Origin of the sequence: Streptomyces sp. NPDC057963 (assembly GCF_042887155.1) — a bacterium.
Classification (GTDB): domain Bacteria; phylum Actinomycetota; class Actinomycetes; order Streptomycetales; family Streptomycetaceae; genus Streptomyces.
On sequence record NZ_JBHVPX010000007.1, the window covers coordinates 417738 to 438852 of the forward strand.

Annotated in this window: 17 protein-coding genes; 7 read left to right on the plus strand and 10 right to left on the minus strand. The window is 71.9% G+C overall.

The features are described from left to right. The first annotated feature begins 42 nt into the window (after positions 1 to 42). On the plus strand, positions 43 to 1671 hold the full coding sequence (locus ACFVT1_RS19715; RefSeq protein ID WP_389796896.1) for an alkaline phosphatase D family protein: 1629 nt from the start codon (positions 43 to 45) through the stop codon (positions 1669 to 1671). A gap of 43 nt (positions 1672 to 1714) precedes the next feature. On the opposite strand, the gene ACFVT1_RS19720 is transcribed toward ACFVT1_RS19715, so the two are convergent. Then, on the minus strand, positions 1715 to 2719 hold the full coding sequence (locus ACFVT1_RS19720; protein ID WP_389796991.1) for a Gfo/Idh/MocA family protein: 1005 nt from the start codon (positions 2717 to 2719) through the stop codon (positions 1715 to 1717). An 87-nt stretch (positions 2720 to 2806) separates the two neighbouring features. On the opposite strand from ACFVT1_RS19720, the gene ACFVT1_RS19725 reads away from it, so the two are divergent. Together ACFVT1_RS19725 and ACFVT1_RS19730 are read left to right on the plus strand one after the other, a co-directional pair. Continuing rightward, entirely contained in the window at positions 2807 to 4129 is a 1323-nt protein-coding gene (locus tag ACFVT1_RS19725) for a multidrug effflux MFS transporter (protein WP_389796899.1), read from the plus strand. 86 nt (positions 4130 to 4215) lie between these two features. Continuing rightward, positions 4216 to 5265 carry an RNA ligase family protein gene (locus ACFVT1_RS19730; RefSeq protein ID WP_389796901.1) on the plus strand — a complete coding sequence of 350 codons (1050 nt, stop codon included), beginning with the start codon at positions 4216 to 4218 and terminating at the stop codon, positions 5263 to 5265. 71 nt (positions 5266 to 5336) lie between these two features. On the opposite strand, the gene ACFVT1_RS19735 is transcribed toward ACFVT1_RS19730, so the two are convergent. Beyond that, complete coding sequence (locus ACFVT1_RS19735) at positions 5337 to 6644, minus strand: hypothetical protein (RefSeq protein WP_389796902.1); 1308 nt, start codon at positions 6642 to 6644, stop codon at positions 5337 to 5339. Positions 6645 to 6784: 140 nt separating this feature from the next. Here ACFVT1_RS19735 and ACFVT1_RS19740 point away from each other — a divergent pair, with 140 nt between their 5' ends. Then, complete coding sequence (locus ACFVT1_RS19740; RefSeq protein ID WP_389796904.1) at positions 6785 to 7795, plus strand: small ribosomal subunit Rsm22 family protein; 1011 nt, start codon at positions 6785 to 6787, stop codon at positions 7793 to 7795. A 28-nt stretch (positions 7796 to 7823) separates the two neighbouring features. Here ACFVT1_RS19740 and ddaH read toward each other — a convergent pair whose 3' ends face one another. Next, on the minus strand, positions 7824 to 8639 hold the full coding sequence (gene ddaH / locus ACFVT1_RS19745; protein WP_389796906.1) for a dimethylargininase: 816 nt from the start codon (positions 8637 to 8639) through the stop codon (positions 7824 to 7826). A gap of 458 nt (positions 8640 to 9097) precedes the next feature. Between ddaH and ACFVT1_RS19750 the strand changes: the two genes are divergently transcribed. Continuing rightward, positions 9098 to 9844, plus strand: a complete 747-nt coding sequence (locus ACFVT1_RS19750) for a bifunctional DNA primase/polymerase (RefSeq protein WP_389796909.1) — start codon at positions 9098 to 9100, stop codon at positions 9842 to 9844. A gap of 42 nt (positions 9845 to 9886) precedes the next feature. Here the strand turns inward: ACFVT1_RS19750 and ACFVT1_RS19755 are convergent, their stop codons facing one another. The 7 genes from ACFVT1_RS19755 to ACFVT1_RS19785 all read right to left on the minus strand — a co-directional run bounded on the left by ACFVT1_RS19755 (position 9887) and on the right by ACFVT1_RS19785 (position 17610). After that, positions 9887 to 10879 (minus strand): hypothetical protein, encoded by a 993-nt coding sequence (locus ACFVT1_RS19755; protein ID WP_389796912.1) that lies wholly within the window; start codon positions 10877 to 10879, stop codon positions 9887 to 9889. A 170-nt stretch (positions 10880 to 11049) separates the two neighbouring features. Beyond that, on the minus strand, positions 11050 to 11886 hold the full coding sequence (efeU, locus tag ACFVT1_RS19760; protein ID WP_389796914.1) for an iron uptake transporter permease EfeU: 837 nt from the start codon (positions 11884 to 11886) through the stop codon (positions 11050 to 11052). 84 nt (positions 11887 to 11970) lie between these two features. Further along, positions 11971 to 13248, minus strand: coding sequence for an iron uptake transporter deferrochelatase/peroxidase subunit (efeB, locus tag ACFVT1_RS19765; protein ID WP_389796917.1), 1278 nt, complete (start codon positions 13246 to 13248; stop codon positions 11971 to 11973). 20 nt (positions 13249 to 13268) lie between these two features. Then, positions 13269 to 14405, minus strand: coding sequence for an iron uptake system protein EfeO (gene efeO, locus ACFVT1_RS19770; RefSeq protein ID WP_389796918.1), 1137 nt, complete (start codon positions 14403 to 14405; stop codon positions 13269 to 13271). Positions 14406 to 14594: 189 nt separating this feature from the next. Then, positions 14595 to 15434: a heme ABC transporter ATP-binding protein gene (locus ACFVT1_RS19775; protein ID WP_389796920.1), complete on the minus strand. Its 840-nt coding sequence runs from the start codon at positions 15432 to 15434 to the stop codon at positions 14595 to 14597. Next, positions 15431 to 16531, minus strand: a complete 1101-nt coding sequence (locus ACFVT1_RS19780) for a FecCD family ABC transporter permease (protein WP_389796923.1) — start codon at positions 16529 to 16531, stop codon at positions 15431 to 15433. Before ACFVT1_RS19780 ends, ACFVT1_RS19775 begins: the two co-directional genes overlap by 4 nt. Further along, positions 16528 to 17610 (minus strand): hemin ABC transporter substrate-binding protein, encoded by a 1083-nt coding sequence (locus tag ACFVT1_RS19785; protein ID WP_389796925.1) that lies wholly within the window; start codon positions 17608 to 17610, stop codon positions 16528 to 16530. The genes ACFVT1_RS19780 and ACFVT1_RS19785 overlap by 4 nt, the downstream gene beginning before the upstream one ends. A gap of 139 nt (positions 17611 to 17749) precedes the next feature. Between ACFVT1_RS19785 and ACFVT1_RS19790 the strand changes: the two genes are divergently transcribed. Both ACFVT1_RS19790 and ACFVT1_RS19795 read left to right on the plus strand, forming a co-directional pair. Next, positions 17750 to 19159 carry an HtaA domain-containing protein gene (locus ACFVT1_RS19790; protein ID WP_389796927.1) on the plus strand — a complete coding sequence of 470 codons (1410 nt, stop codon included), beginning with the start codon at positions 17750 to 17752 and terminating at the stop codon, positions 19157 to 19159. 81 nt (positions 19160 to 19240) lie between these two features. After that, a complete protein-coding gene (locus ACFVT1_RS19795; RefSeq protein ID WP_389796930.1) occupies positions 19241 to 20827 on the plus strand; it encodes an HtaA domain-containing protein in 1587 nt (528 codons plus the stop codon). Positions 20828 to 21115: the final 288 nt, after the last annotated feature.

Sequence of the window (21115 nt, forward strand, 5' to 3'; positions counted from 1 at the left end):
GTGTACTTGTTCCGAGTACACCACCAGTCAGGGGAGGGACAGATGACGCACTCATCGCACCAGCAGGAGCTGCGCGACGCCGCCAGGAATCTCGGACGCCGCCGCTTCCTCACCGTCACCGGTGCCGCAGCCGCGCTCGCTTTCTCGGTCAACCTGCCGGCCGCGGGCACCGCGAGCGCCGCCGAGCTGGACGCCCGGAAGATCAGTGAGGACCCGTTCACCCTCGGCGTCGCCTCCGGCGACCCGCTGCCCGACTCGGTCCTGCTGTGGACGAAGCTCGCCCCGCGCCCGTACGAGCCCGGCAGCGGACTGCCCCGCACCCGCGTCCAGGTGCGCTGGGAACTCGCCCGTGACGAGCGCTTCTCCCGCATCGTCCGACGCGGATCGGCCACCGCCCACCCGGAGTTCGACCACAGCGTCCACGTCGAGGTCAAGGGCCTCGAAGCGGACCGCGTCTTCTACTACCGCTTCCGTACCGGGAACTGGACCAGCCGCACCGGCCGGACCCGCACCGCGCCCGCCCGCGCCGCCCGCAACAGCACGCTGAGCCTGGCCGCCGTCTCCTGCCAGGCCTACCACGACGGCTACTTCACCGCGTACAAGCACCTCGCCCAGGAGGACGTCGACGTCGTCTTCCACCTCGGTGACTACCTCTACGAATACGCGGTCGACGCGACCGGCGGGGCCCGTGCCTACACCGACCGCACCCTCCCCGCCCACTTCAACCGGGAGACGATCACGCTGGAGGACTACCGGCTGCGCTACGGCCTCTACAAGTCCGACCCCGATCTGCGCGCCGCCCACGCCGCGCACCCCTTCGTCGTCACCTGGGACGACCACGAGACCGAGAACAACTACGCGGGCGACATCCCCGAGAACGACGTACCGCCGGAGGAGTTCCTGCTGCGGCGCGCCGCCGCCTACCGGGCGTACTGGGAGAACCAGCCGCTGCGCACCCCGCAGCGGCCCACCGGGCCGGACATGAAGCTCTACCGGCGCCTGCACTTCGGCCGCCTCGCCCAGTTCGACATCCTCGACACCCGCCAGTACCGCAGCGACCAGGCGTACGGCGACGGCTGGCAGAAGCCCGGACCGGAGTCCGAGAACCCGTCGCGCACCCTCACCGGCGCCGCCCAGGAGCGCTGGCTGCTCGACGGCTGGCGCGCCTCGCACGCCACCTGGAACGTCGTGCCGCAGCAGGTCACCTTCGCCCAGCGGCGCGACGTCCCCACCGATGCCTTCAAGCTGTCGATGGACGCGTGGGACGGCTACCCCGCCTCCCGGGACCGGGTCCTGAAGGGAGCCGAGGCCGCCGGGATCGACAACCTGATGGTGCTGACCGGCGATGTGCACGTCGGCTACGGCTTCGACCTGAAGAAGAACTTCGACGACCCGTCGTCCCGCACCCTCGGCACGGAGATCGTCGCCACCTCCATCACCAGCGGCAAGAACGGCTCGGACAAGCCAGGCAGCTGGAACAACCAGATGCAGGCCAACCCGCACATGAAGTTCTTCAACGGCCGTCGCGGATACGCCGTCGTCACGCTGGGCGCGCAGCGGGCGCGCGCCGACTACCGCACGGTGTCGGCCGTCACCACGCCCGGTGCGCCCCTCGCGACGGCCGGATCGTTCGTCACGGAGGTGGGGAACCAGGGCCTCACGCCCGCGTAGGGCCCCTGTTCCCGGCCGGGCGGGCGCCGGTCGGCCGAGTCCGTCAGCCGAGTCCGTCGGCCGGGTAGCGGACGCCGATGCGGTCACGTACCGCGTCGAGCGTCCGCATCACGGCGAGGGAACCGTCCAGCGGCACCAGCGGCGACTCCGTCTCGCCCGCCCGCAACGCCCGCGCCACCTCGGCCTGCTCGAACTGCATCCCGCGCAGCCCCGCGCCCGCCGCCCCCGCGGTGAACTCCTCCGGCTCGCGCCCAGGCCGGTGCAGCACGAACCGTTCCGGGTAGAAGAAGCCGTGCGGGAAATCGATCCGTCCCTTCGTCCCGGTGACCGTCGCGGTCACCGGGGTGTCCCCGACGATGGAGCAGTTCAGCAGCGCCGAGGCGCCCGCCTGCGACCAGCTCAGCAGCATCGCCGTGTTCAGGTCGACGCCCTCCGGGGAGAGCAGCGCGTCCGCCTGCACCCGGTCCGGCTCACCCAGCAGGAGATGCGCGAACGACACCGGATAGACCCCGAGGTCCAGCAGCGCCCCACCGCCCAGCGCCGGGTCGCGCAGCCGGTGCCCGGGACCGAAGTCGCCCGCGAACCCGAAGTCGGCCTGCACGGTCCGGATGTCCCCGACGGCGCCGTCCCGCACGAGCTCCGTCATGCGCCGGACGACCGGGTTGCAGTACGTCCACATGGCCTCCATCAGGAACAGCCCGCGGTCCCGGGCGAGCTTCACCAGCTCGTCCGCCTCCCGCGCGTTGAGGGTGAACGCCTTCTCGCACAGCACGTGCTTCCCGGCCTCCAGGCAGAGCGCGGTCGCCTCCCGGTGCGCCGAGTGCGGCGTCGCCACGTACACCACGTCGACGTCGTCGTCGGCGGCGAGCTCGGCCCAGCTGCCGTAGGCCCGGGGTATCCCGAACCGCTGCGCGAACGCCTTCGCGGACGCGTCCGTACGGGACGCGACGGCCACCACCTCCGCGTCCGGCATCGCCCGGAGGCCCTCGGTGAACGTCGCCGCGATACCGCCGGTCGCCAGCACGCCCCACCGCACAGCCCTGCTCATGCCTGTCATGCCTGCACCCCAAAACGGTCTCGACCAGTCCGGCTGAGCTGAGAGCATAGAGGCGGATTCAACGACATGGAGATGAGAATGCCGGAGAGCGGCGCAAGCCGAGCCCAGCAGGAACGCACACACATACCGACCGCCGGGACCGGGACGCCAGAGCCCCCGGTCACCGGTACCGCCCCCGGGCCACCGGCCGCCACCGAAGCGGCCCGGCGCACCGGACTTCTCGTCACCCTCGTCCTGGGCGGCCTCACCGCACTGCCGCCGCTCTCCATGGACATGTACCTCCCGGCGCTGCCCGCGGTCACCGAGTCCCTGCACGCCCCCGCCGCGACCGTCCAGCTCACCCTCACCGCCTGCCTCACCGGCATGGCACTCGGGCAGGTCGTCGTCGGACCGATGAGCGACCGGTGGGGGAGGCGCAGGCCACTGCTCCTCGGCATGATCGTCTACGTCGTCGCCACCGTGTTGTGCGTCTTCGCCCCCACCACCGGACTTCTCATCGGCTTCCGCCTGCTCCAGGGCCTGGCAGGTGCGGCCGGGATCGTCATCGCCCGCGCCGTGGTGCGCGACCTGTACGACGGCGTGGAGATGGCCAGGTTCTTCTCCACGCTGATGCTGATCTCCGGCGTCGCACCGATCGTCGCGCCGCTGATCGGCGGACAGGTGCTGCGGTTCACCGACTGGCGGGGGATCTTCGCCGTCCTCACCGTCGTCGGCGTGATGCTCACCCTGATCGTCTGGAAGTGGCTGCACGAGACCCTGCCGCCGCAGGAACGGCACACCGGCGGCATCGGCGACGCCCTGCGCACCATGCGCGGGCTGCTCGCCGACCGGGTCTTCACCGGCTACATGATGGCGGGCAGTCTCGCCTTCGCCGCCCTCTTCTCGTACGTGAGCGCCTCGCCGTTCGTCGTGCAGGAGATCTACGGGGCCTCGCCGCAGACCTTCAGCCTGCTCTTCGGCATCAACTCGGTCGGCCTGATCGCCGTGGGCCAGATCAACGGCAAGGTACTGGTCGGCCGGATCAGCCTGGACAAGGCGCTCGCCTTCGGCCTCTCCGTCATCGTGCTGGCCGCGACCGCGCTGCTGCTGATGACGTCCGGGGTCTTCGGGGACGTCGGCCTGGTCCCGGTCGCGGCCGGGCTGTTCGTGCTGATGTCGGCGATGGGTCTCGCGATGCCGAACACGAACGCGCAGGCCCTGATGCGTACCAAGCACGCGGCCGGGTCCGCGTCCGCGCTGCTCGGCACCTCGTCCTTCCTGATCGGCGCCATCGCCTCGCCGCTCGTCGGGATCGCGGGCGAGGGGACGGCCGTGCCGATGGCCGTCGTGCAACTGGTGTGCGGGGTGGGCGCGATGGCCTGCTTCCTGGGGCTGTGCAGGCCCTGGCAGCGCGTGTCGTGACGCCGGTTCCGTGACGGGGGCCGCCGGGACCGGGACCGGTATGAATCCGGTTGCCCGGGGCCCGGCGGGCCGCGATGATCCTCCTCATGTCCGACGCTGCGTCTGCGGGTTCCGCGCTACGGCCGTATCCCAAGATCTCCGCGAGGGGAGGGCTCGGTGTTTCCGGGGCCCGGGAGTGGGTCGCGGTGGAAAAGGTGCACGGAGCGCACTTTGCGGTGGTGTGCGACGGCACGGGGGTTCATCCGGCGAAGCGGCGTGAGCTGTTGGGCGACGACGCGCTGGACGGTTTCTTCGGCGTGAGCAGGGTCTGGCCGGTGCTGTCGGTGGCGGCAGCCCGTTTCGCCGCCGCGCTGCGCGGCGTGCGGGGTGATGCCGCGGTGGTGACGATCTACGGTGAGCTGGCCGGTGGGTGCTACCCGCACCCGGATGTGCCCGCCGTTGCCGGGGCCGAGCCGGTGCAGACGGGCGTGTGGTACGCACCGGGCCTGCACTGGCTGCCGTTCGACGCATCGGTCGAGAAGTCCGAGGGACGCAGCTGGATCTCCGACCGTGCTCTGCGCGGAGCCGCGGCGGCCGCAGGGCTCGTCTGTCCCCCCGCGCTCGGGCACGGCGCGCTGAACAGGCTCCAGGAGCTGCCGTGCGCCTTCTCCACAAGAGTCCCAGCCCTCTTCGGGCTGCCCGAGCTGGCGGACAATCTCGCCGAGGGCTACGTCCTCAAGCCGGCCGGCGAATGGCGGGAGGCGGAATCCGCAGGCGCGGGCATGCGTCCGGTGGCCAAGGTGAAGCAGAAGTCCTTCGCGGAGGACGAGCGGTTCGACGGCGCACGTCCCTATCTGCCCCCGCCGCAGGGAGCGGCCGGAGTTCCCGCCTGGCTCCTGGCCCAGGCCTCGGCACTCCTCACCCCCGCCCGCGCGGCCGCCGTGGTCAGCAAGCTGGGCCCCCGCACCCCGGTGGATGCCGTGGCGGAGGAGATCACCCGGGACGTCTCGGAAGAGCTCGCCGAAGCGCTGGGAGGCTTGGAGGACACACTCCTGCGCCCTTTGGAACGAGCGCTGCTGCCCGGGGCACGCTCGCTTGCGGTGTTCGACGCCGAGGACCGCCGTTCCTCCCGGACGGGGAGAGAAGGCACCCGATGAGGCGGTGAGCAGTCGCCGCACTCGCAGGCGGACCACCCGCCGGCCGCGTCCCCGGCCGCACGGGACAGCCCTCAGTGCGCGCTCGGGTAGCCGATCAGATGCGGGCGGTCCTTCTCGTCCGTCCAGCGGAACAGACCGACGCCGTCCGCCGTCACCGTGCCCGGAATCCGCTGGTTCGACGGCAGGGCGCCCGTCGTGCCGCTCCTGACCGCCACCGCGACGGGGGTGCCGCCGCCGGCCAGTACGTCCGCCGCGTTGCGCGCGTTCGCCGCGCCGTACGCGATGCCCTCGTCGTTCACCGACGCCAGCGTCAGCGGCTTAGTGCCGTCCGTCCCCTCGAAGCAGAAGCCCCGCTTCGTCAGCAGGTCGAAGGCGAGCGGCCCGGCCACCAGGAAGTTCCCGGAGGGCGCGGAGACGAGCTGCGGGTACTGGCCCGGCTTGATCGCGGGCTTGCTGCACTCCACCGAGGCGAGCACCTTGCCCGTCTCCAGGTCGTGCACCGTCCACAGGTCATGGGTGGCGGCGCGCTTCGCGCCCTTGGCGAGCTGCCACTTCGCCAGCACCAGGCCCGGAATCACCGACGTCGGGATCCCGCTGAGCCGGTCGGTGCCCTTGGGGGCGACATTGCGGCTGAACCAGCCGCCCTGCACCCAGAACTCCTTGGACCCGCTGACCAGCAGGCCCTTCTGCGTCAGCCCGCGGACCTCGGTGAGCTGCTTGCAGGTCGTGCAGCCCTTCGGGTACTTGAGGGCGGGGGCGGTTATCCGGGACACCCGGCCGGTCACCGGGTCGACCACCGCGCTGTTCGTCCGGCCGTCGCTGATCAGGATGCCGGGGCCGGAGGTGGAGACCGTGGGCACGGAGCTCCACGGCACCTCGACGCGCCGCCGGGAGCCGTCCTCCACGTCGTAGACGTCCAGCGAGACGATGGTGTCGGCGGGGGTCAGCGCGTTCTCGCCGACCTTTCCGTACGACCACGTCACGAAGTACTCGTGGTCCCCCGCGGTGAGCGGGAGGAGCCTCGGGAAGTGCTGCGGGGACGGGGGCCGCCAGCTCTCCCCGTGCCAGCCGGCCTCGCCGGTCTCCGCGTCGATGGTCCGCAGCTGGTACTTGGTGTCCGAGACCCGCGCGAGGTAGGCGAGGCTGCCCGTCGTCCGGGAGAGCGCGTAGTCGGGCGAGGTGCCTATGAGCTCCCAGCCGCGCTCCGTCGCGAACACGGACGGGACGGTGAGCTGGGTCACCGGGACCGAGCTCTTCTTGGCATGTTTCTTCGACTTGTCGGCACTCTTCTCACCACTGGCGCAGGTCGCCAGTAGAAGAAGCATGGCGAGCACGAGCACTCCGCCGACCAGAACCAGGCGCACGATCTTCTGTCTCATGGCTTCCCTCGATGGGCAATCCCGACCTCGCGGCGGTCAGCGTAGCAACTGGCGCAGGGGTCGCGGCAGTTCGCATGCCATGCTGTTCGCCGCCGGTCCGGGCCGGAAGCGGGAGGGCGGCCTCCGCCTACAATTCGTCGGTGAACGCCACCCTCCCCACCGCGGAAGCCCTGCGCGCGGCGCTGGCCGGACTGCTCGACGGGCTGCCGCCCAAGCAGGCCGCCCAGGCGGTCGACCGGCTCATCGCCAATTACCGGGGGACCACCCCCACCGACGCCCCGGTGCTCCGCGACCGTTCCGATGTCGCCGCCTACGCCGCGTACCGGATGCCCGCGACCTTCGAAGCGGTACGGTCCGCCCTCGCCGCGCTCCAGGAGGCCGCCCCGGACTGGGCGCCCGCCACGCACACCGACATCGGCGGCGGTACCGGAGCGGCGAGCTGGGCCGTGGCCGGGGCCTGGGAGGGGCCGCGGACGACCGTCCTGGACTGGGCCGAGCCCGCGCTCGCGCTGGGCCGTGAGCTGGCCGAGGTCTCCGGCATCCCCGCCCTGCGCGCCGCCGAGTGGCGCCGGGCCCGGATCGGCGCGGGCCTCGAACTCGCCCCCGTGGACCTGGTCACCGTCTCCTACGTACTCAAGGAGCTGACGGCGGACGTCCGTTCCGCGCTCGTCGACACCGCGGCGGCCGCGGCTCGGGCCGTCGTGGTCGTCGAGCCCGGCACCCCCGACGGCTACGCCCGGATCATCGAGGCCCGCGACCGGCTGATCGCCGCCGGGCTGAAGGTCGCCGCGCCCTGCCCGCACAGCGACGCCTGCCCCATCGAGCCGGGCACGGACTGGTGCCACTTCTCGGCCCGGGTCAGCCGCTCCTCGCTCCACCGGCAGGTGAAGGGCGGTTCGTTGCCGTACGAGGACGAGAAGTTCAGCTATGTCGTGGCGACCCGCTTCGACACGGAGCCCGTCCGGGCACGCGTCACCCGCAAGCCGCAGATCCGCAAGGGACAGGTGCTGCTGGACCTCTGCACCCGCGACGAGGCCCTGCGGCGCTCCACGGTCACCAAGCGCCACGGCGAGCTGTACCGGGCCGCCCGGGACACCGCGTGGGGCGACGAGTGGCCGCCGCCCCACCTGCCGAGCCCGTCCGGGGACTGAGGACGGGGCGCGTGCGGGGCGGGCCCGGCTACCCGCGCAGCTCCTGTGTGCAGCACTTCACACTGCCGCCGCCCTTCAGCAGCTCGCCCAGATCCATCGGCACCGGCTCGAAGCCGCGCGCCCGCAGCGGATCGAAGAGCCCCGTGGCGGCCTGCGGCAGCAGCACATGGAGTCCGTCGCTCACCGCGTTCAGGCCGAGTGCCGCGGCGTCCGCCTCCTCGGCGATCAGCGCGTCCGGGAAGAGCCTCGCCAGCACCGCCCGGCTGCCGGGCGAGAACGCCCCCGGGTAGTACATGATCTCGTCGCCCGCCTCGTCGAGCACGGACAGGGCCGTGTCCAGGTGGTAGTAGCGCGGGTCGACCAGATCGAGCCCGATCACCGGGCGCCCGAAGAACTCCTGCGCCTCGCCGTGCGAGAGCGGGCTGGACCGGAAGCCCTGTCCGGCCAGCAGGTACGAGGCGGTGACCGCGAAATCGCCCTCGCCCTCGTTGACGTGGGCCGGTTCGTGGATGTCGGTGAAGCCGTTGGCCCGGAACCACTCGCGATGGGCCCCGGCCTCCGCGTACCGCTCCTGGTACGCGAACCGGGCCCCCAGCACCCGGCCGCCGATGACGGTGGCGCCGTTGGCGGCGAAGACCATGTCGGGCAGCTCCGGCCGGGGCGCGAGCAGCTCCACGGTGTGTCCGAGGGATCGGTAGCGGTCGCGGAGGTCCTCCCACTGGGTCTGGGCCAGGGGGAGGTCCACGGGCTTGCTGGGGTCCATCCAGGGGTTGATGGAGTACGTCACCCTGAAATGGGCCGGAGCGCACATCAGGTAACGGCGGGGTGTGGCTTCACGAGGCAACGAAGGCTCCTCACGAACACAGCAGGGGTGGCCTGCGGGGGACTTCGCACGGGTGTGTGCGTCAGCCCATGGTCCGCTCTCCGGGGCCCGCGCGCAGTGATCCGATCGGGTGGTTCCGCACGGTGATGAGACGATACGTATCGCCTCGCACTGCTGCTGGACCGACCGGCCCGGCAGAACGCACCGCCGGCCGCCGCGCACCCTCCCGCTCACGCACCGCGGGTGGCCGCGCGCCCTCCCGCTCACCCGCGCGTACCCGGACGTGATCGTCGACCGCACCCCGCTCGGGCCGACGCAGCCCTGACGCAGCCCTGAGACGCACCCGTCATTTCATGACAACAAGTGTCATAGTGCCCAGCTCATGGCGCTGTGCCGCGCACCCCGCTTCGGAACTCCGGCCACCTGAGGCGCAGGATGGTGGGACCATGGGCAGGAGCAACGCTGAGGTAAGGGGATAGATGGGCGCCGATTTCGGCCGTTATCGCGGCTCAGAGAGCAAATTTTCCCAATGGCTCCGCCGCCGACCCAAACCGCAGCAGAGCGAGGTCGACGACGCCGCCCGGGAGGCGCTGCTCCTGGCCGTCGCCGAGGCCGGAATGCCGATCGCGCCCGCCGCCCATCCGGTCGGCTACCGATGTTCGTGCGAGCGCATCGGCTGTCCCACCCCCGCCCGGCACCCCATCTCCTTCGCCTGGCAGACGCAGTCCACCACGGACCGCGCCCAGATCGAGCGCTGGGCCCGCAGCCAGCCGCAGGCCAACTTCATCACCGCGACCGGCATGATCCACGACGTGCTCGACGTGCCGCTGTCCGCGGGCGGCCAGGCGTTGGAGCGGCTCCTCGCCGCGGACATCGACGTCGGCCCCGTAGCCCGGTCCGGCGACGACCGGATGCTCTTCTTCACCGCCACCCGCGGTACGCCCGAGGACGAGGACGAGTGGTGGCCGTGCGAGCTGGACTGCCATCCCGAGACCATGGACGAGCATCCGGGACTGCGGTGGCACTGCCGCGGCAGCTATGTGCTCCTGCCGCCGGCCAGACTTCCTGGTGAGCTGGACGTGGGGTGGGTGCGGGGGCCGGAGAACCCGCTGCCCGATCCGCTGACGCTGCTGGAGACGCTCACCGACGCGTGCGCGCAGTACGCGGACGCGGCGGACCAGAGTGATCTCGACCACGACTCGGTGGCGTGGCCGATGAGTCGCTGACGAGGCTGCCGGACGGGCCCTGGGCGAGTCCGGCAGTCCCGGTCACGAGCCCTTCGCCGCCGTCAGGCCCGGCAGCCGGTTCAGCATGACCACCTTGCCGTCCTTCGCGCCCTTCTTCGGCACGTACACCAGCTGGCTGGAGATCCGCTCCTTGGTGAGGGTCGACTTCATCTCACCGGTCAGCAGCGCCTCCACGTCCGAGTTGAGCGGTGGACGCAGTCCCTTCGCCGCCGTCTGCCGTTCGAAGTGCTTGCTGCTGAAGAAGACCAGCGCGCCGCCGTCCTCCGTCTCCAGGCCGAGCGGGGCGAACGTGCCGCCGTCCAGCGGCTGGTCGATGTACTGGTACGAGAAGCCCGCCCGCCGGGTGGTGCGGCGCGCCTCCCGCCAGCCGGACGTGGCGGTGCCGGGAGCGAAGACGTCCGGGGTGCCCTGTTGCAGGTACTGCGTGTACCGGGTGCTCAAGTCCTGTGGTGCCACGGCCAGTTCGGGGCTGTCCGCGGCCACCGGTTCGGCGCGGCCGTCGCCGTCCACGGCGACGGCGGGCAGCTGGGACGGTGCGACGACCGACAGGTAGGCGGTCCTCCACCCCGCGCCGGGCCCGGACTTGACGAAGACGAGCAGCCAGCGGGTGTCGAGCTTCCCGCTGTCCTCGTCACGGTTGGAGTCGGTGTCCGCGAGGAACCAGCGCGGCCAGCCGGCCTTCTTCGGGATGAGGTACCGGGCGTCGGTCAGTTCCAGCGGTTTGTGGTTCGCGTTGCCGTCCGGATTGTTCTTCTGCCGGGCCTTCAGCCCGGCCTGGTTGATCGCGCCGAGCGGGCCGGTGACCCGGTCCGCGTCCAGAGCCGGGTCGTAGGCCTTGTCCGCCGCGTTGTACGCGGCGGTGAAGTCCTTCAGGGCCTGAGCGGCCTCGGACCTGGTTGCCGCCGGCACCACCGCCAGCTCGCCGTGCACCGTCACGCACCCGCTCGCCGTCAAGGACAGCACCGTCGCCGTCGCGAGCCCCGTCGCCAGCCGAATCGGCCTCAGACTTCTCATCCGCTGCTTTCCGCGCCTTCTGGTCCGCCGCCCCCACGGAGAGGGCCGGGCAGCGGACTTCGCGGCGTCGTGGGGCCGGGGCACGCACCTCGCGGCGTCGTCGTCGATCACCGACGCTCCGCGTCGATTCAATCCTCCGCCTTGCGATGCACGCACCCCGGCCCCGCTCCTTAACCCGCGCTGCCCACTGCCCGGCTCTCTGACCGTCCGAACCCTACCGGGGCGAGGAACAGTGCGAGGGTGGGGATCAGATACAGCGCCCACACCGTGATCTGGAGAACGGTCGGGTCGGGCTGGAAGTTGAACGTGCCCTTCAGCAGCGTGCCGTACCAGCTGTCCGGCGGAATCGCGGCGCTGATGTCGAACGCCTGGTTGTGGAGACCGCCGATGAACTCGGCCTCCTGCAGATCGTGGACGCCGTACGCGAGCACCCCCGCGGCGACGACCACCAGCATGCCGCCGGTCCAGGTGAAGAACTTCGACAGGTTGATCTTCAGCGCGCCCCGGTAGAACAGCCAGCCCAGGAGGACGGCGGCCGCGATGCCGAGGAACGCGCCGATCATCGGGTGCCAGCCGTCGTCCGCCGCGTGCACCGCGCGCCAGACGAACAGCGAGGTCTCCAGGCCCTCCCGGCCCACCGCGAGGAGCGCCGTGGCGACCAGCGCGCCGGTCCCCATCGCGAGTGCCGCGTCGAGCTTTCCGTGCAGCTCGGTCTTGAGATGCCGCGCGGTGCGCCGCATCCAGAAGACCATCCAGGTGACCAGGCCGACCGAGACGATCGACAGCGAGCCGCCGAGCGCTTCCTGGGCCTTGAACGTCATCTCCTGCGAGCCGAATTCGAGGCCGGCGCCGAACGCCAGGCTGACGACGATCGCGATACCGACGCCGACCCAGATCGGCACCAGCCTGTCCTTGTTGCCGGTCTTCACCAGGTAGGCGATGAGGATGCAGACGACCAGGCTGGCCTCCAACCCCTCGCGCAGGCCGATCAGGAAGTTGCTGAACACGTTCCGGTTCTCCTTTTCTGCTTCGAGTCCCCAAGAGGGAACGGCAATCGGGGGCGGCCTCGCGGGGCCCCCGTGCCGGTCCCTCTACGAGAACAGCGCCCGGCCCCACCAGTCGTCCTTGTCGCGGACGCCGGGCGGGACGGCGAAGTGCGCCGAACCCACGTGCTGGATGTACTCGTTGAGTGCGTCGTGCGCCGCGAGGCGCCGCTGAAGCGGGATGAATGCCTTGCGGGCGTCGCGCTGATAGGCGAGGAAGAACAGCCCGGCGTCGAGCCGGCCGAGGCCGTCCGTGCCGTCGGTGAAGGAGTAGCCGCGGCGCAGGATCGTCGCCCCGTCGTTGCTGTCCGGGTGGGCGAGCCGCACATGCGCGGTCGGCAGCATCGCCTTCAGGAACGGCTCGTCGCGCTCCTTGGCCTTGCCGACCGGGGCGCCCTCGCCCTTGTCGCGGCCGAAGACGTCCTCCTGCTCCTGGAGCGGGGCGCGGTCCCAGGTCTCGATGTGCATCCGGATGCGCCGGGCCACCAGGTACGAACCCCCGGTCATCCAGCCCGCCCTGTCCTTCTCGCCCACCCACACGTGCTGGTCCAGGGCGGCGGTGTCGGTGCCGGAGATGTTCCGGGTGCCGTCCTTGAAGCCCATCATGTTGCGCGGGGTCTGGGCGTCGGGCGTCGTCGAGGACGTCTTGCCGAAGCCCAGCTGGGACCAGCGGATCGCGGTGCGGCCCATGCCGATCCTGGCCAGGTTGCGGATGGCGTGCACCGCGACCTGCGGGTCGTCCGCGCACGCCTGGACGCAGAGATCGCCGCCGCTGCGGGCCGCGTCGAGGTTGTCGCCGGGGAACTTCGGGAGATCGACGAGCGCCTCGGGGCGCTTGCCCTCCAGACCGAACCGGCCCTTGGCGAAGAGCGAGGGGCCGAAGCCGATGGTGAGCGTGAGCCGGGACGGCTTGAGGCCCAGCGCCTCGCCGGTGTCGTCCGGCGGGGCCTCGGCGAGACCGCCGTACGCACCGTCGCCGACCGCGTGACCGGCCGTCATCCGCTCGGCCGCCCGCGTCCACTCCTTGAGCAGCGCGATCAGCTCGGCGCGGTCCTTCGTCGTCACGTCGAACGCGGCGAAGTGCAGCCGGTCCTGTACGGCGGTGGCGATACCGGCCTGATGCGCCCCGTGGAAGGGCACGGCCGCACCGCTGTCCGCGGCGGGCACCGCGTCGCTGTCCGTACGCACCGCGGCGACCGCGCCGCCGGCCGCCACGGCGCCCAGCGCGAGACCGGCCCCGCCCCAGCCGAGCAGTGCCCTGCGGGAGGGGGCGGGGCTTCCGGAAGCCGCCGCCGTCCCGGTGGTGTTCTGTGTCCGATCGGACATGACAGGCCCCTTCCCGTCCGTTACTTCGTCACCGCGGCGGCGAGCCGGGACAGCGGCTCGGCCAGCGCGTTGACCGCGTCCGACAGCTCCTTGCGGTCGGCCTTGCCGACCTTCTCGTACGAGGTGAACTCGTAGGAGCTCTTGTCCTTGCGGTACTTGTCCAGCAGCGTGTTCAGCGCCGCGAACTGCTTGTCCAGGGACGCCGTCAGCGCCGGGTCGTTCTTCGAGGCGATCGGCTTCAGCAGCGCGTAGGACTTCTCCGCGCCCTCGACGTTGCCCTTGAAGTCGATCAGGTCGGTGTGGCTGTAGCGCTCCTCCTCACCGGTGACCTTGCCGGTCGCGACCTCGTCGAGGAGCTCCTTGGCGCCGTTGGCCATCGAGGTCGGGGTGATGTCCGCCGTGCCGACCCGCTTCTGCCAGTCGAGCAAGTCCTTGTAGAGGACCGGGGCCAGGGCCTTCTCCTCGGCGCCCAGCTTCTTGTCCTGCCACAGCGCCTTCTCCAGGCGGTGCCAGCCGGTCCACTTCTGACCGTCCTCCAGGCCGTCCTCCCGGATGTCGACCTTCGGGTCGATGTCACCGAAGGACTCGGCGACCGGCTCGGTGCGCTCCCAGCCGAGCCGGGAGTCGGCGTAGACCTTCTTGGCGGCCTCGATGTCACCCGCGGCGACGGCGTCGGTGAAGGCCTTGGCCTTCGGCAGCGTCTCGTCGGCCTGCGCCTGGACGTAGGTGCGGTACTCGGCGACGGCCTTGTCCATCTCGGGGCTGCGCTTGGCCGCGTTGCCGCCGGTGACCTCGATCTTCTGCCGGATGCCGTGGCCCTTCATGCCGGGCTTGCAGGCGACCTCGTACGAACCGGCCTTGATCTCGGCCGTGATGGTGGCCTTGGTGCCGGGGCCGATGTTCTCCCGCTCGGCGACGATGCGGTCGTCCGGGAAGAGGACGTAGACCTCGGTGACCTTCGAGCCCTTGTTCTCGACGGCCAGCTCGATGTGACCGGCCGGCAGCTTCTTCTTCGAGACCTCGCAGGAGTCGTCCTTCGCGACGACCTGCACGGCCCCTTCGCCCTTTCCGTCGCTCTTCTCTGCGCAGCCCGTGACGGCGGTCAGGGCTGCCACCGTGGCGGCAGCGGTGACGACGGAGAAACGAACGGCTCGCATACGGGCTCCACAGAGGATGAAGGAGAAGCAGGAGAAGATCGGACAAAGACAGGTGAGGCGGACCTAACTTAACCGAGGCTTACCTGACCGGTACCCACCTGTGCAGTGATTCAGCTCTCATCCCGGAGGTCCGGGAACGGGGCGATCACGGGCACCCCATGAATGCCCCATGGAATGGTCAAGTGTGGGTCAAGTTCCTCGGGTCGGTACGACGAGGGGCGTCCCGGTCCGCGGGTGCGGGAACACCTCGACCGGCTGCCGGTAGACCTCGCCGAGCAACTCGTCCGTGAACACCTCGGCGGGCGGGCCCGCCACCGCGATCCGCCCGTCGCGCAGCACGGCGGCCCGGTCCGCGTACGCCGCGGCGAGCCCCAGATCGTGCAGCACGACGACGACCGCGTCCCCGGCGGCGGCCCGCTCCCGGCAGATCCGCAGCACGAGTTCCTGATGACGCAGATCGAGCGCCGCGGTCGGCTCGTCCAGCAGCAGCAGCGGGGCGTGCTGCGCCAGCACCCGGGCCAGCGCGACCCGGGCCCGTTCCCCGCCGGACAGCGCGGAGAAGGGGCGCGGGGCGAACTCGGTGACCTCGGTGGCCGCCATCGCCGCGGCGACCGCCGGGTCGTCCTCGTCCGCGTGCCGCGTCCCGGCCCACGGCGCCCGCCCCATCCGTACGACGTCCTCCACCGGGAACGGGAACGACAGCGCGGCGGACTGCGGCAGCACCGCCCGGCGCAGGGCCAGTTCGGGGGCCGACCAGTCGGTGACCGGGCGCCCGTCGATCCGTACCTCACCGCTCTCGGCGGGCAGATCGGCGGCCAGCGCGGCCAGCAGGGTCGACTTCCCGGCCCCGTTGGGCCCGACGAGCGCCAGCACCTCGCCCGCGTGTGCGGTCAGGTCGACGGAGTCGAGCACCGTCCGCTGCCCCAGCCGCACGCGCAGCCCGCGCGCCTCGGCGACGGGGGAGCCGGGGGAGCCGGGAGCGGGCAGCCGCCGGCCCCGGCTCCGGAACGGGTTCTTCACGGCCCTCATGCCCAACCACCTTGCCTGCGACGGGTCCTGCGCAGCAGCCAGAAGAAGAACGGGCTGCCGAAGAGCGCGGTCAGCACACCGAGCGGCAGCTCGGCGGGATCGGCGACGGTACGGGCCGCGAGATCGCCCACCACCAGTACGAGGGCGCCGCCGAGGGCGCTGCCGGGGACGAGGAAGCGGTGACCGGGACCGTTCGCCATCCGCAGCAGATGAGGCACCAGCAGCCCCACGAACGAGATGATCCCGGCGACCGCCACCGCGGCCGCGGTCAGCAGCGCCACCACGAGGACGAGCACGATCCGCAGCCGCTCGACATCGACCCCCAGATGCCGGGCGGGCCGCTCGCCGAGCGCGAGGAGGTCCAGTTTCCGGGCGTAGAACGGCGCGACGAGCAGCCCGAGCGCCGCACACGGCAGCACGGCGAGCACCTTGGGCCAGGTCGCCTGGGCCAGGGAACCCAGCTGCCAGAACGTGATCTGCGAGATCTGCGCGTTGTCGGCGAAGAAGATGAACAGCCCGATCAGCGCGCCCGCGAAGGCGTTGACCGCGATCCCGGTGAGGATCAGCGTCACGACCTCGGTCCGCCCGCCCGACCGCGACAGCGCGTACACCAGCAGCACGGTCGCGAGTCCGGCGGCGAACGCGCAGACGGTGACGGTCCAGTTGCCGAGGAAGTTCAGCCCGAGCGCGATCGAGGCGACCGCGCCGACCGCCGCACCGGAGGAGATCCCGATCACCCCGGGCTCGGCGAGCGGGTTGCCGAACACCCCCTGCATCAGGGCGCCCGCACAGCCCAGCGACGCCCCGACGAGCAGGGCGAGGACGACCCTCGGCAGCCGTACGTTCCACAACACGCTCTCGCCGACCCGGTCCAGCGCGGCGCCACCGAGTCCGAGCCGGTGCTGGACCGAGCCGAGGACGTCGCCGAGCGGGATGCTGTAGGCGCCGAGCCCGGCGGAGAGCAGGCAGCACACGACGAGAGCGGCGAGCAGTCCCGCGGTCAGGACGAAGCCGGTGGAGCGCCGGGACCCGGGCGCCCGCGGTTCCGGGGCCGCGGTGGCGGCCGGCCGGGTGCGTTCCTCGTACGGCGCGGTCACTTGGCGGCCCCGCCCGCCGGGTGGAGCTGCGCGATCAGATCGCCCAGCACCCGGTCCGTGCGCGGCCCGTAGTTCAGCAGCACGCCGTCGTCGACGGAGACGATCCGCCGGTCCATCCCGGCCGGGGTCTCGGCGACGCCCGGGATCTTCACCAGGCCGTCGACGCCGCCCACCGATTCGAGCCCCTTGCTCATCACCAGGATGGCGTCGGGCGCGGCCTTGGCGAGGGCCTCGCTGGTGATGGCGGTGAAGTCCTTCTTCAGCCCCGACTCCTTGCCCGCGTCGACGGCTCCGGCCGCTTCGATGAGCGAACTCGCGCCGGACTCGCGGCCGCCCAGCAGATAGACGGAGGCCGAGCCGCGCAGGTAGAGGAACGCGACCCGCGGCTTCTCGCCCCCGTCCGCCGGGGCGGGCGCGGACTTCTGTACGGCCTCGATACGGGACCGGGTGCGCGCGTTCAGCTCAGCGCCCGAGTCCGGCACGCCCAGGGCCGCCGCCACGGTGTCGATCCGGGGGCCGACGTCGGCGAGTTCCTTGGCCGGTTCGACGACGACGAGCGCAATCCCCGCATCGCGGATCTGGCCGATGGCCTCCGCGGGCCCGGTCGTGGTGTCCGCGAGGACGACGGTCGGCTTCAGCGACAGCACGCTCTCCGCCGAGACGTCGTGCGCGCGGGTCACCACCGGGAGTTTCGCCGCCTGTTCGAAGGTGGCGGTGATGTCGCGGGCCACGACCTGCTTGCCGAGGCCGAGCGTGAAGACGATCTCGCTCAGGCTGCCGGTCAGCGGAACGATGCGGTCCGTCGACGTGATGGTGACCTCGGCGCCGTCCGCCGACTTCACCGTGACCGGCAGGTGCGGCTTCGGGGCCGTGGTCAGGGGCTCGACGCGGTCGGCCGCGGCGCCCTCGGAACGGGCGGCGGGAGCCCCGGTGTCCGTACCGCCGCCACAGCCCGTCAGGACGAGGGCCAGGGCGACGGCGGCCGTCAGCGCGCCCAGCGGTCCACGGGTCCTGACCGGGCCGCGCCCTGGCCGCCGGGATTCCCGGCCCGGCGGGGCGAAGTCCTGCGAGAAGCGCACTGGGGCACCGTCCTGTCGTTCTGCGGTGAGTGGTTGGCACAGGTTTGCGAGCAATGCGGCGGAAGAGGGGGGTACCGCCACAGAACGCGCATAGCTTAGGTTAGCCTTACCTGACTCACTAGACCTCGGAGGGGTCCCCATGCTGTCGTCCAGACCTGCCCGCGCGCTCGCTGTCGCGCTTCTCGCGGCCCTGCTGGGGGCCCTGCTCCCGGCCGCCGCCGCGCAAGCGGCGAGCCGCACGGTGCAGGGCGGCCGGCTGGACTGGGGCATCAAGTCCTCCTTCCAGAGCTACGTCACCGGCCCGATCGCCCACGGCAGTTGGAGCCTGATCGGCGGCGCGGCCACGGTCGGCGGCAGCCAGTTCCGCTTCCACTCCGCCACCGGTTCCTACGACCCGGCGACCGGCGCCTTCACCTCGGGCTTCTCGGGCGGGGTCCGCTTCGTCGGCCACAAGAAGTCCGACGGCAGCCATGAACTGGACCTCACCATCAGCCGCCCCACCGTCCGCATCGCGGGCGGCAGCGGCACCGTGTACGCCGACATGGTCAGCAAGGACCGGGGGAGCGGCCGGGTCACCTCGACCGCCCAGGTACCTCTCGCGACGCTCGGTCTCTCCGGGATCGACATGAGGGGCGGTGCCACCCCCGTCGCCCTCGACAACGTTCCGGCGACGCTGACTTCACAGGGGGCGAAGGCGTTCGCCGGCTACTACACGGCCGGTACGCCGCTCGACCCGGTCAGCCTCTCCGTGGACACCACCGCTCCGGCCGGGAAGCCGGCCGCGTCCCAGTCCCCCGACAGGCCGGCGGAACCGAAGAAGGCCGGGAAGGCCGGGAAGGCCGCGGGCCGCTTCGAGGACGCCGCCGTCGACTGGGGCGTGCGCCGGACCTTCCGCGAGTACGTCACCGGCTCCATCGGCAAGGGCGGGTGGACCCTCGCCGACGGCGCCCAGGACGGCGGGGCGCTCTTCCGCTTCCCGCGCGGCAAGGGCACGTACGACCCGAAGAAGCAGACCCTGGACGCCGACTTCGCGGGCAGTGTGCGCTTCACGGGCGCCGATGGGCTCGATCTGGAACTCTCCGCGGTCGCGGTCCGGGTGGCGGCGGGACGGGGCACGCTCTCCGCCGACGTCCTGAGCGGCGGCGACCGGCGAAAGGCCGTCCCGCTCGTCACCTTCACCGCAGAGGACTTCGCACCCGAGGACGGTCTCGCCGTCCTCACCGAAGCCCCCGCGACCCTCACCGCCGACGGCGCCGAGGCATTCGGCTCGCTCTACAAGGCGGGCACCGCGATGGACCCCGTCTCGCTCGCCGTCGCCGTCGGCACCAAGGCCCAACTGCCCGCCCTGCCCGACCTGGGCAGCGCCCCCGACGCGTCGCCCCAGCCGTCCGGAGCGCCCACGGAGAGGACCATCACCGCGGCGTCGGCGTCCGACTCCGGTTCCCGCACCGGGCTGTACCTCGGCATCGGCGGCGCGGGCGTGCTCGCCGCCGCAGCGGGGGCGCTGTACCTCGCCCGCCGCCGTGCCGCCCGGCAGAGCGGCCACTAGACCCACCGGACCCACCGGACTCACCCGTTCCCCCGTCCCCCGTCCCACCCCCCGATTCATTTCCTGAGGAGACCACCGACCATGGCAGCCACCCGCCGTCCCACCGCTCTCGCCGCCGCCGTCGCCACGGCAGCCGCCCTCGGCGCCACCGCGTTCGCCCTTCCGGCGCTCGCCGCCGACAGCACCGCCTCCGACGGGTCGGCCGCCGCGGCGCCGAAGCTGGAGCTGAAGGACGGCACGCTGGACTGGGGCGTCAAGGAGTCCTTCCGCAAGTACCTCGCCTCCTCGTTCTCCGGCGGGAAGATCACCGTCAAGGGCGGCGCCACCCAGGCGCCGGACAACGGCGTGTTCACCTTCGGCAACGGCAAGGGCACCTACGACACGGCCATGCACGGCACCGACACCGCCTTCGAGGGCGGCGTCAACTTCTACGCCCACGGGGGCGTTCTCGACATCACGCTCTCGGACGTGAAGCTCTCCACGGCCGGTACCGGCGGCGCGATCACCGTCGATGTCACGACCCCGGAAGGCACGCGCGACGACGTGGCGTTCGCGGCTCTCGACCTGTCGGCGGTGAAGCCGGGCCAGGGCGCGGGCGGTGCGATGGTCTTCAAGGACATCCCGGCGACGCTGACGAAGGCGGGCTCCGAAGCCTTCAACGGCCAGTACAAGGAGGGCGACGCGCTCGACCCGGCCACGCTCTCGGTGAAGGCGGCCGCGGCCCCCACCGAGAAGCCCACCGAGAAGCCCACCGAGGAGCCGACCGGGAAGCCGACCACGGAACCGACCGGGAAGCCCACCGAGAAGCCGACCACCAAGCCCACGGAGCGGCCCACCTCGACCGCGTCCCCGTCCTCCCCGGCCACCGGCAAGCCGGCCGCCGACCCGGGCGCGATCGTCGACGGCACCCTGGACTGGGGCGTCAAGAAGTCCTTCCGCAGCTACGTCACGGGGCCGATCGCCCACGGCAAGGTCGAGACGACGGCCGGCGCCACCGCGTCCGGCGACGGCTACCGGTTCCCCGACGCCACCGGCCACTTCGACGCCGACGCGCAGACCCTGAACGCCGGCTTCGACGGCAAGGTCCGCTTCCTGGGCCACGAGGAGAACGGCACGTACACCCTCGACCTCTCCCTGACCCGCATGAAGATCCAGGTGAACGGGGCGAAGGGCACCCTGATCGCGGACGTCTCCACCAAGGACCGCGAGACCAAGAAGGTCAGCACGTACACCGGTCTGGCCGTCGCCGACCTGAAGCTGCCCAAGGGGGGACTCGCGGCCAAGAACGGTGTGGTGGCCCTTTCGTCCGTCCCGGCGGCCCTCACCGCCGACGGCACCAAGGCATTCGGCGGCATGTACCCGGCGGGCGAGCAGCTCGACGCGCTGACCGTCGCGGTCGCCCTCGACAAGGACGCCGAACTCCCGGGCGGCACGGGCGGCGGCGGTTCCACGGGCTCCACCGGCTCCACGGGCCTGGCGGGAGGCTCCACGGCCACCGGCGGCGGCAGCGTGGGCGGCGGCTCGGCCGGTGGTTCGGTCGGCGGTTCGGGCTCCCTCGCCGCCACCGGCTCCGACATCCCGGCCGGTGCCCTGTTCGCCGCCTCGGGTGTCGTCGTGGCGGCCGGCGCCGGAGTGGTGATCGCCGCCCGTCGTCGCCGTACCGCCTGATCCGTCCGGCAACACCGCCCGGGTGGCGGCCCGTTCACAGGGCCGCCACCCGGGCGGTGCTCGAATGCCCGCGTGAGCGACGGCGACTTCGACGTACCCGCGGGCATCGACGTACTGCGGGTGTTCTGCGGCCCCGACGGCAGGCACGGCAGCACCCTCGGGGTCGTACGCGACGGGCGTGCGTAGCCCGACGAGGCGTCCCGGCAGCAGCCGGCCGGCCGGCCGGGCTTCGGCGAGGGACCGGGCCCTACCGGCGACTGACGGCGCAACGGAGCGGCGGGAGGGCCG

Bases quoted from the DNA above. Each gene is read 5' to 3' on its own strand.
- ACFVT1_RS19715 (WP_389796896.1), top strand. From the start codon at position 43: ATGACGCACTCATCGCACCAGCAGGAGCTGCGCGACGCCGCCAGGAAT.
- ACFVT1_RS19720 (WP_389796991.1), bottom strand. From the start codon at position 2,719: ATGAGCAGGGCTGTGCGGTGGGGCGTGCTGGCGACCGGCGGTATCGCG.
- ACFVT1_RS19725 (WP_389796899.1), top strand. From the start codon at position 2,807: ATGCCGGAGAGCGGCGCAAGCCGAGCCCAGCAGGAACGCACACACATA.
- ACFVT1_RS19730 (WP_389796901.1), top strand. From the start codon at position 4,216: ATGTCCGACGCTGCGTCTGCGGGTTCCGCGCTACGGCCGTATCCCAAG.
- ACFVT1_RS19735 (WP_389796902.1), bottom strand. From the start codon at position 6,644: ATGAGACAGAAGATCGTGCGCCTGGTTCTGGTCGGCGGAGTGCTCGTG.
- ACFVT1_RS19750 (WP_389796909.1), top strand. From the start codon at position 9,098: ATGGGCGCCGATTTCGGCCGTTATCGCGGCTCAGAGAGCAAATTTTCC.
- ACFVT1_RS19755 (WP_389796912.1), bottom strand. From the start codon at position 10,879: ATGAGAAGTCTGAGGCCGATTCGGCTGGCGACGGGGCTCGCGACGGCG.
- efeB (WP_389796917.1), bottom strand. From the start codon at position 13,248: ATGTCCGATCGGACACAGAACACCACCGGGACGGCGGCGGCTTCCGGA.
- efeO (WP_389796918.1), bottom strand. From the start codon at position 14,405: ATGCGAGCCGTTCGTTTCTCCGTCGTCACCGCTGCCGCCACGGTGGCA.
- ACFVT1_RS19775 (WP_389796920.1), bottom strand. From the start codon at position 15,434: ATGAGGGCCGTGAAGAACCCGTTCCGGAGCCGGGGCCGGCGGCTGCCC.
- ACFVT1_RS19790 (WP_389796927.1), top strand. From the start codon at position 17,750: ATGCTGTCGTCCAGACCTGCCCGCGCGCTCGCTGTCGCGCTTCTCGCG.
- ACFVT1_RS19795 (WP_389796930.1), top strand. From the start codon at position 19,241: ATGGCAGCCACCCGCCGTCCCACCGCTCTCGCCGCCGCCGTCGCCACG.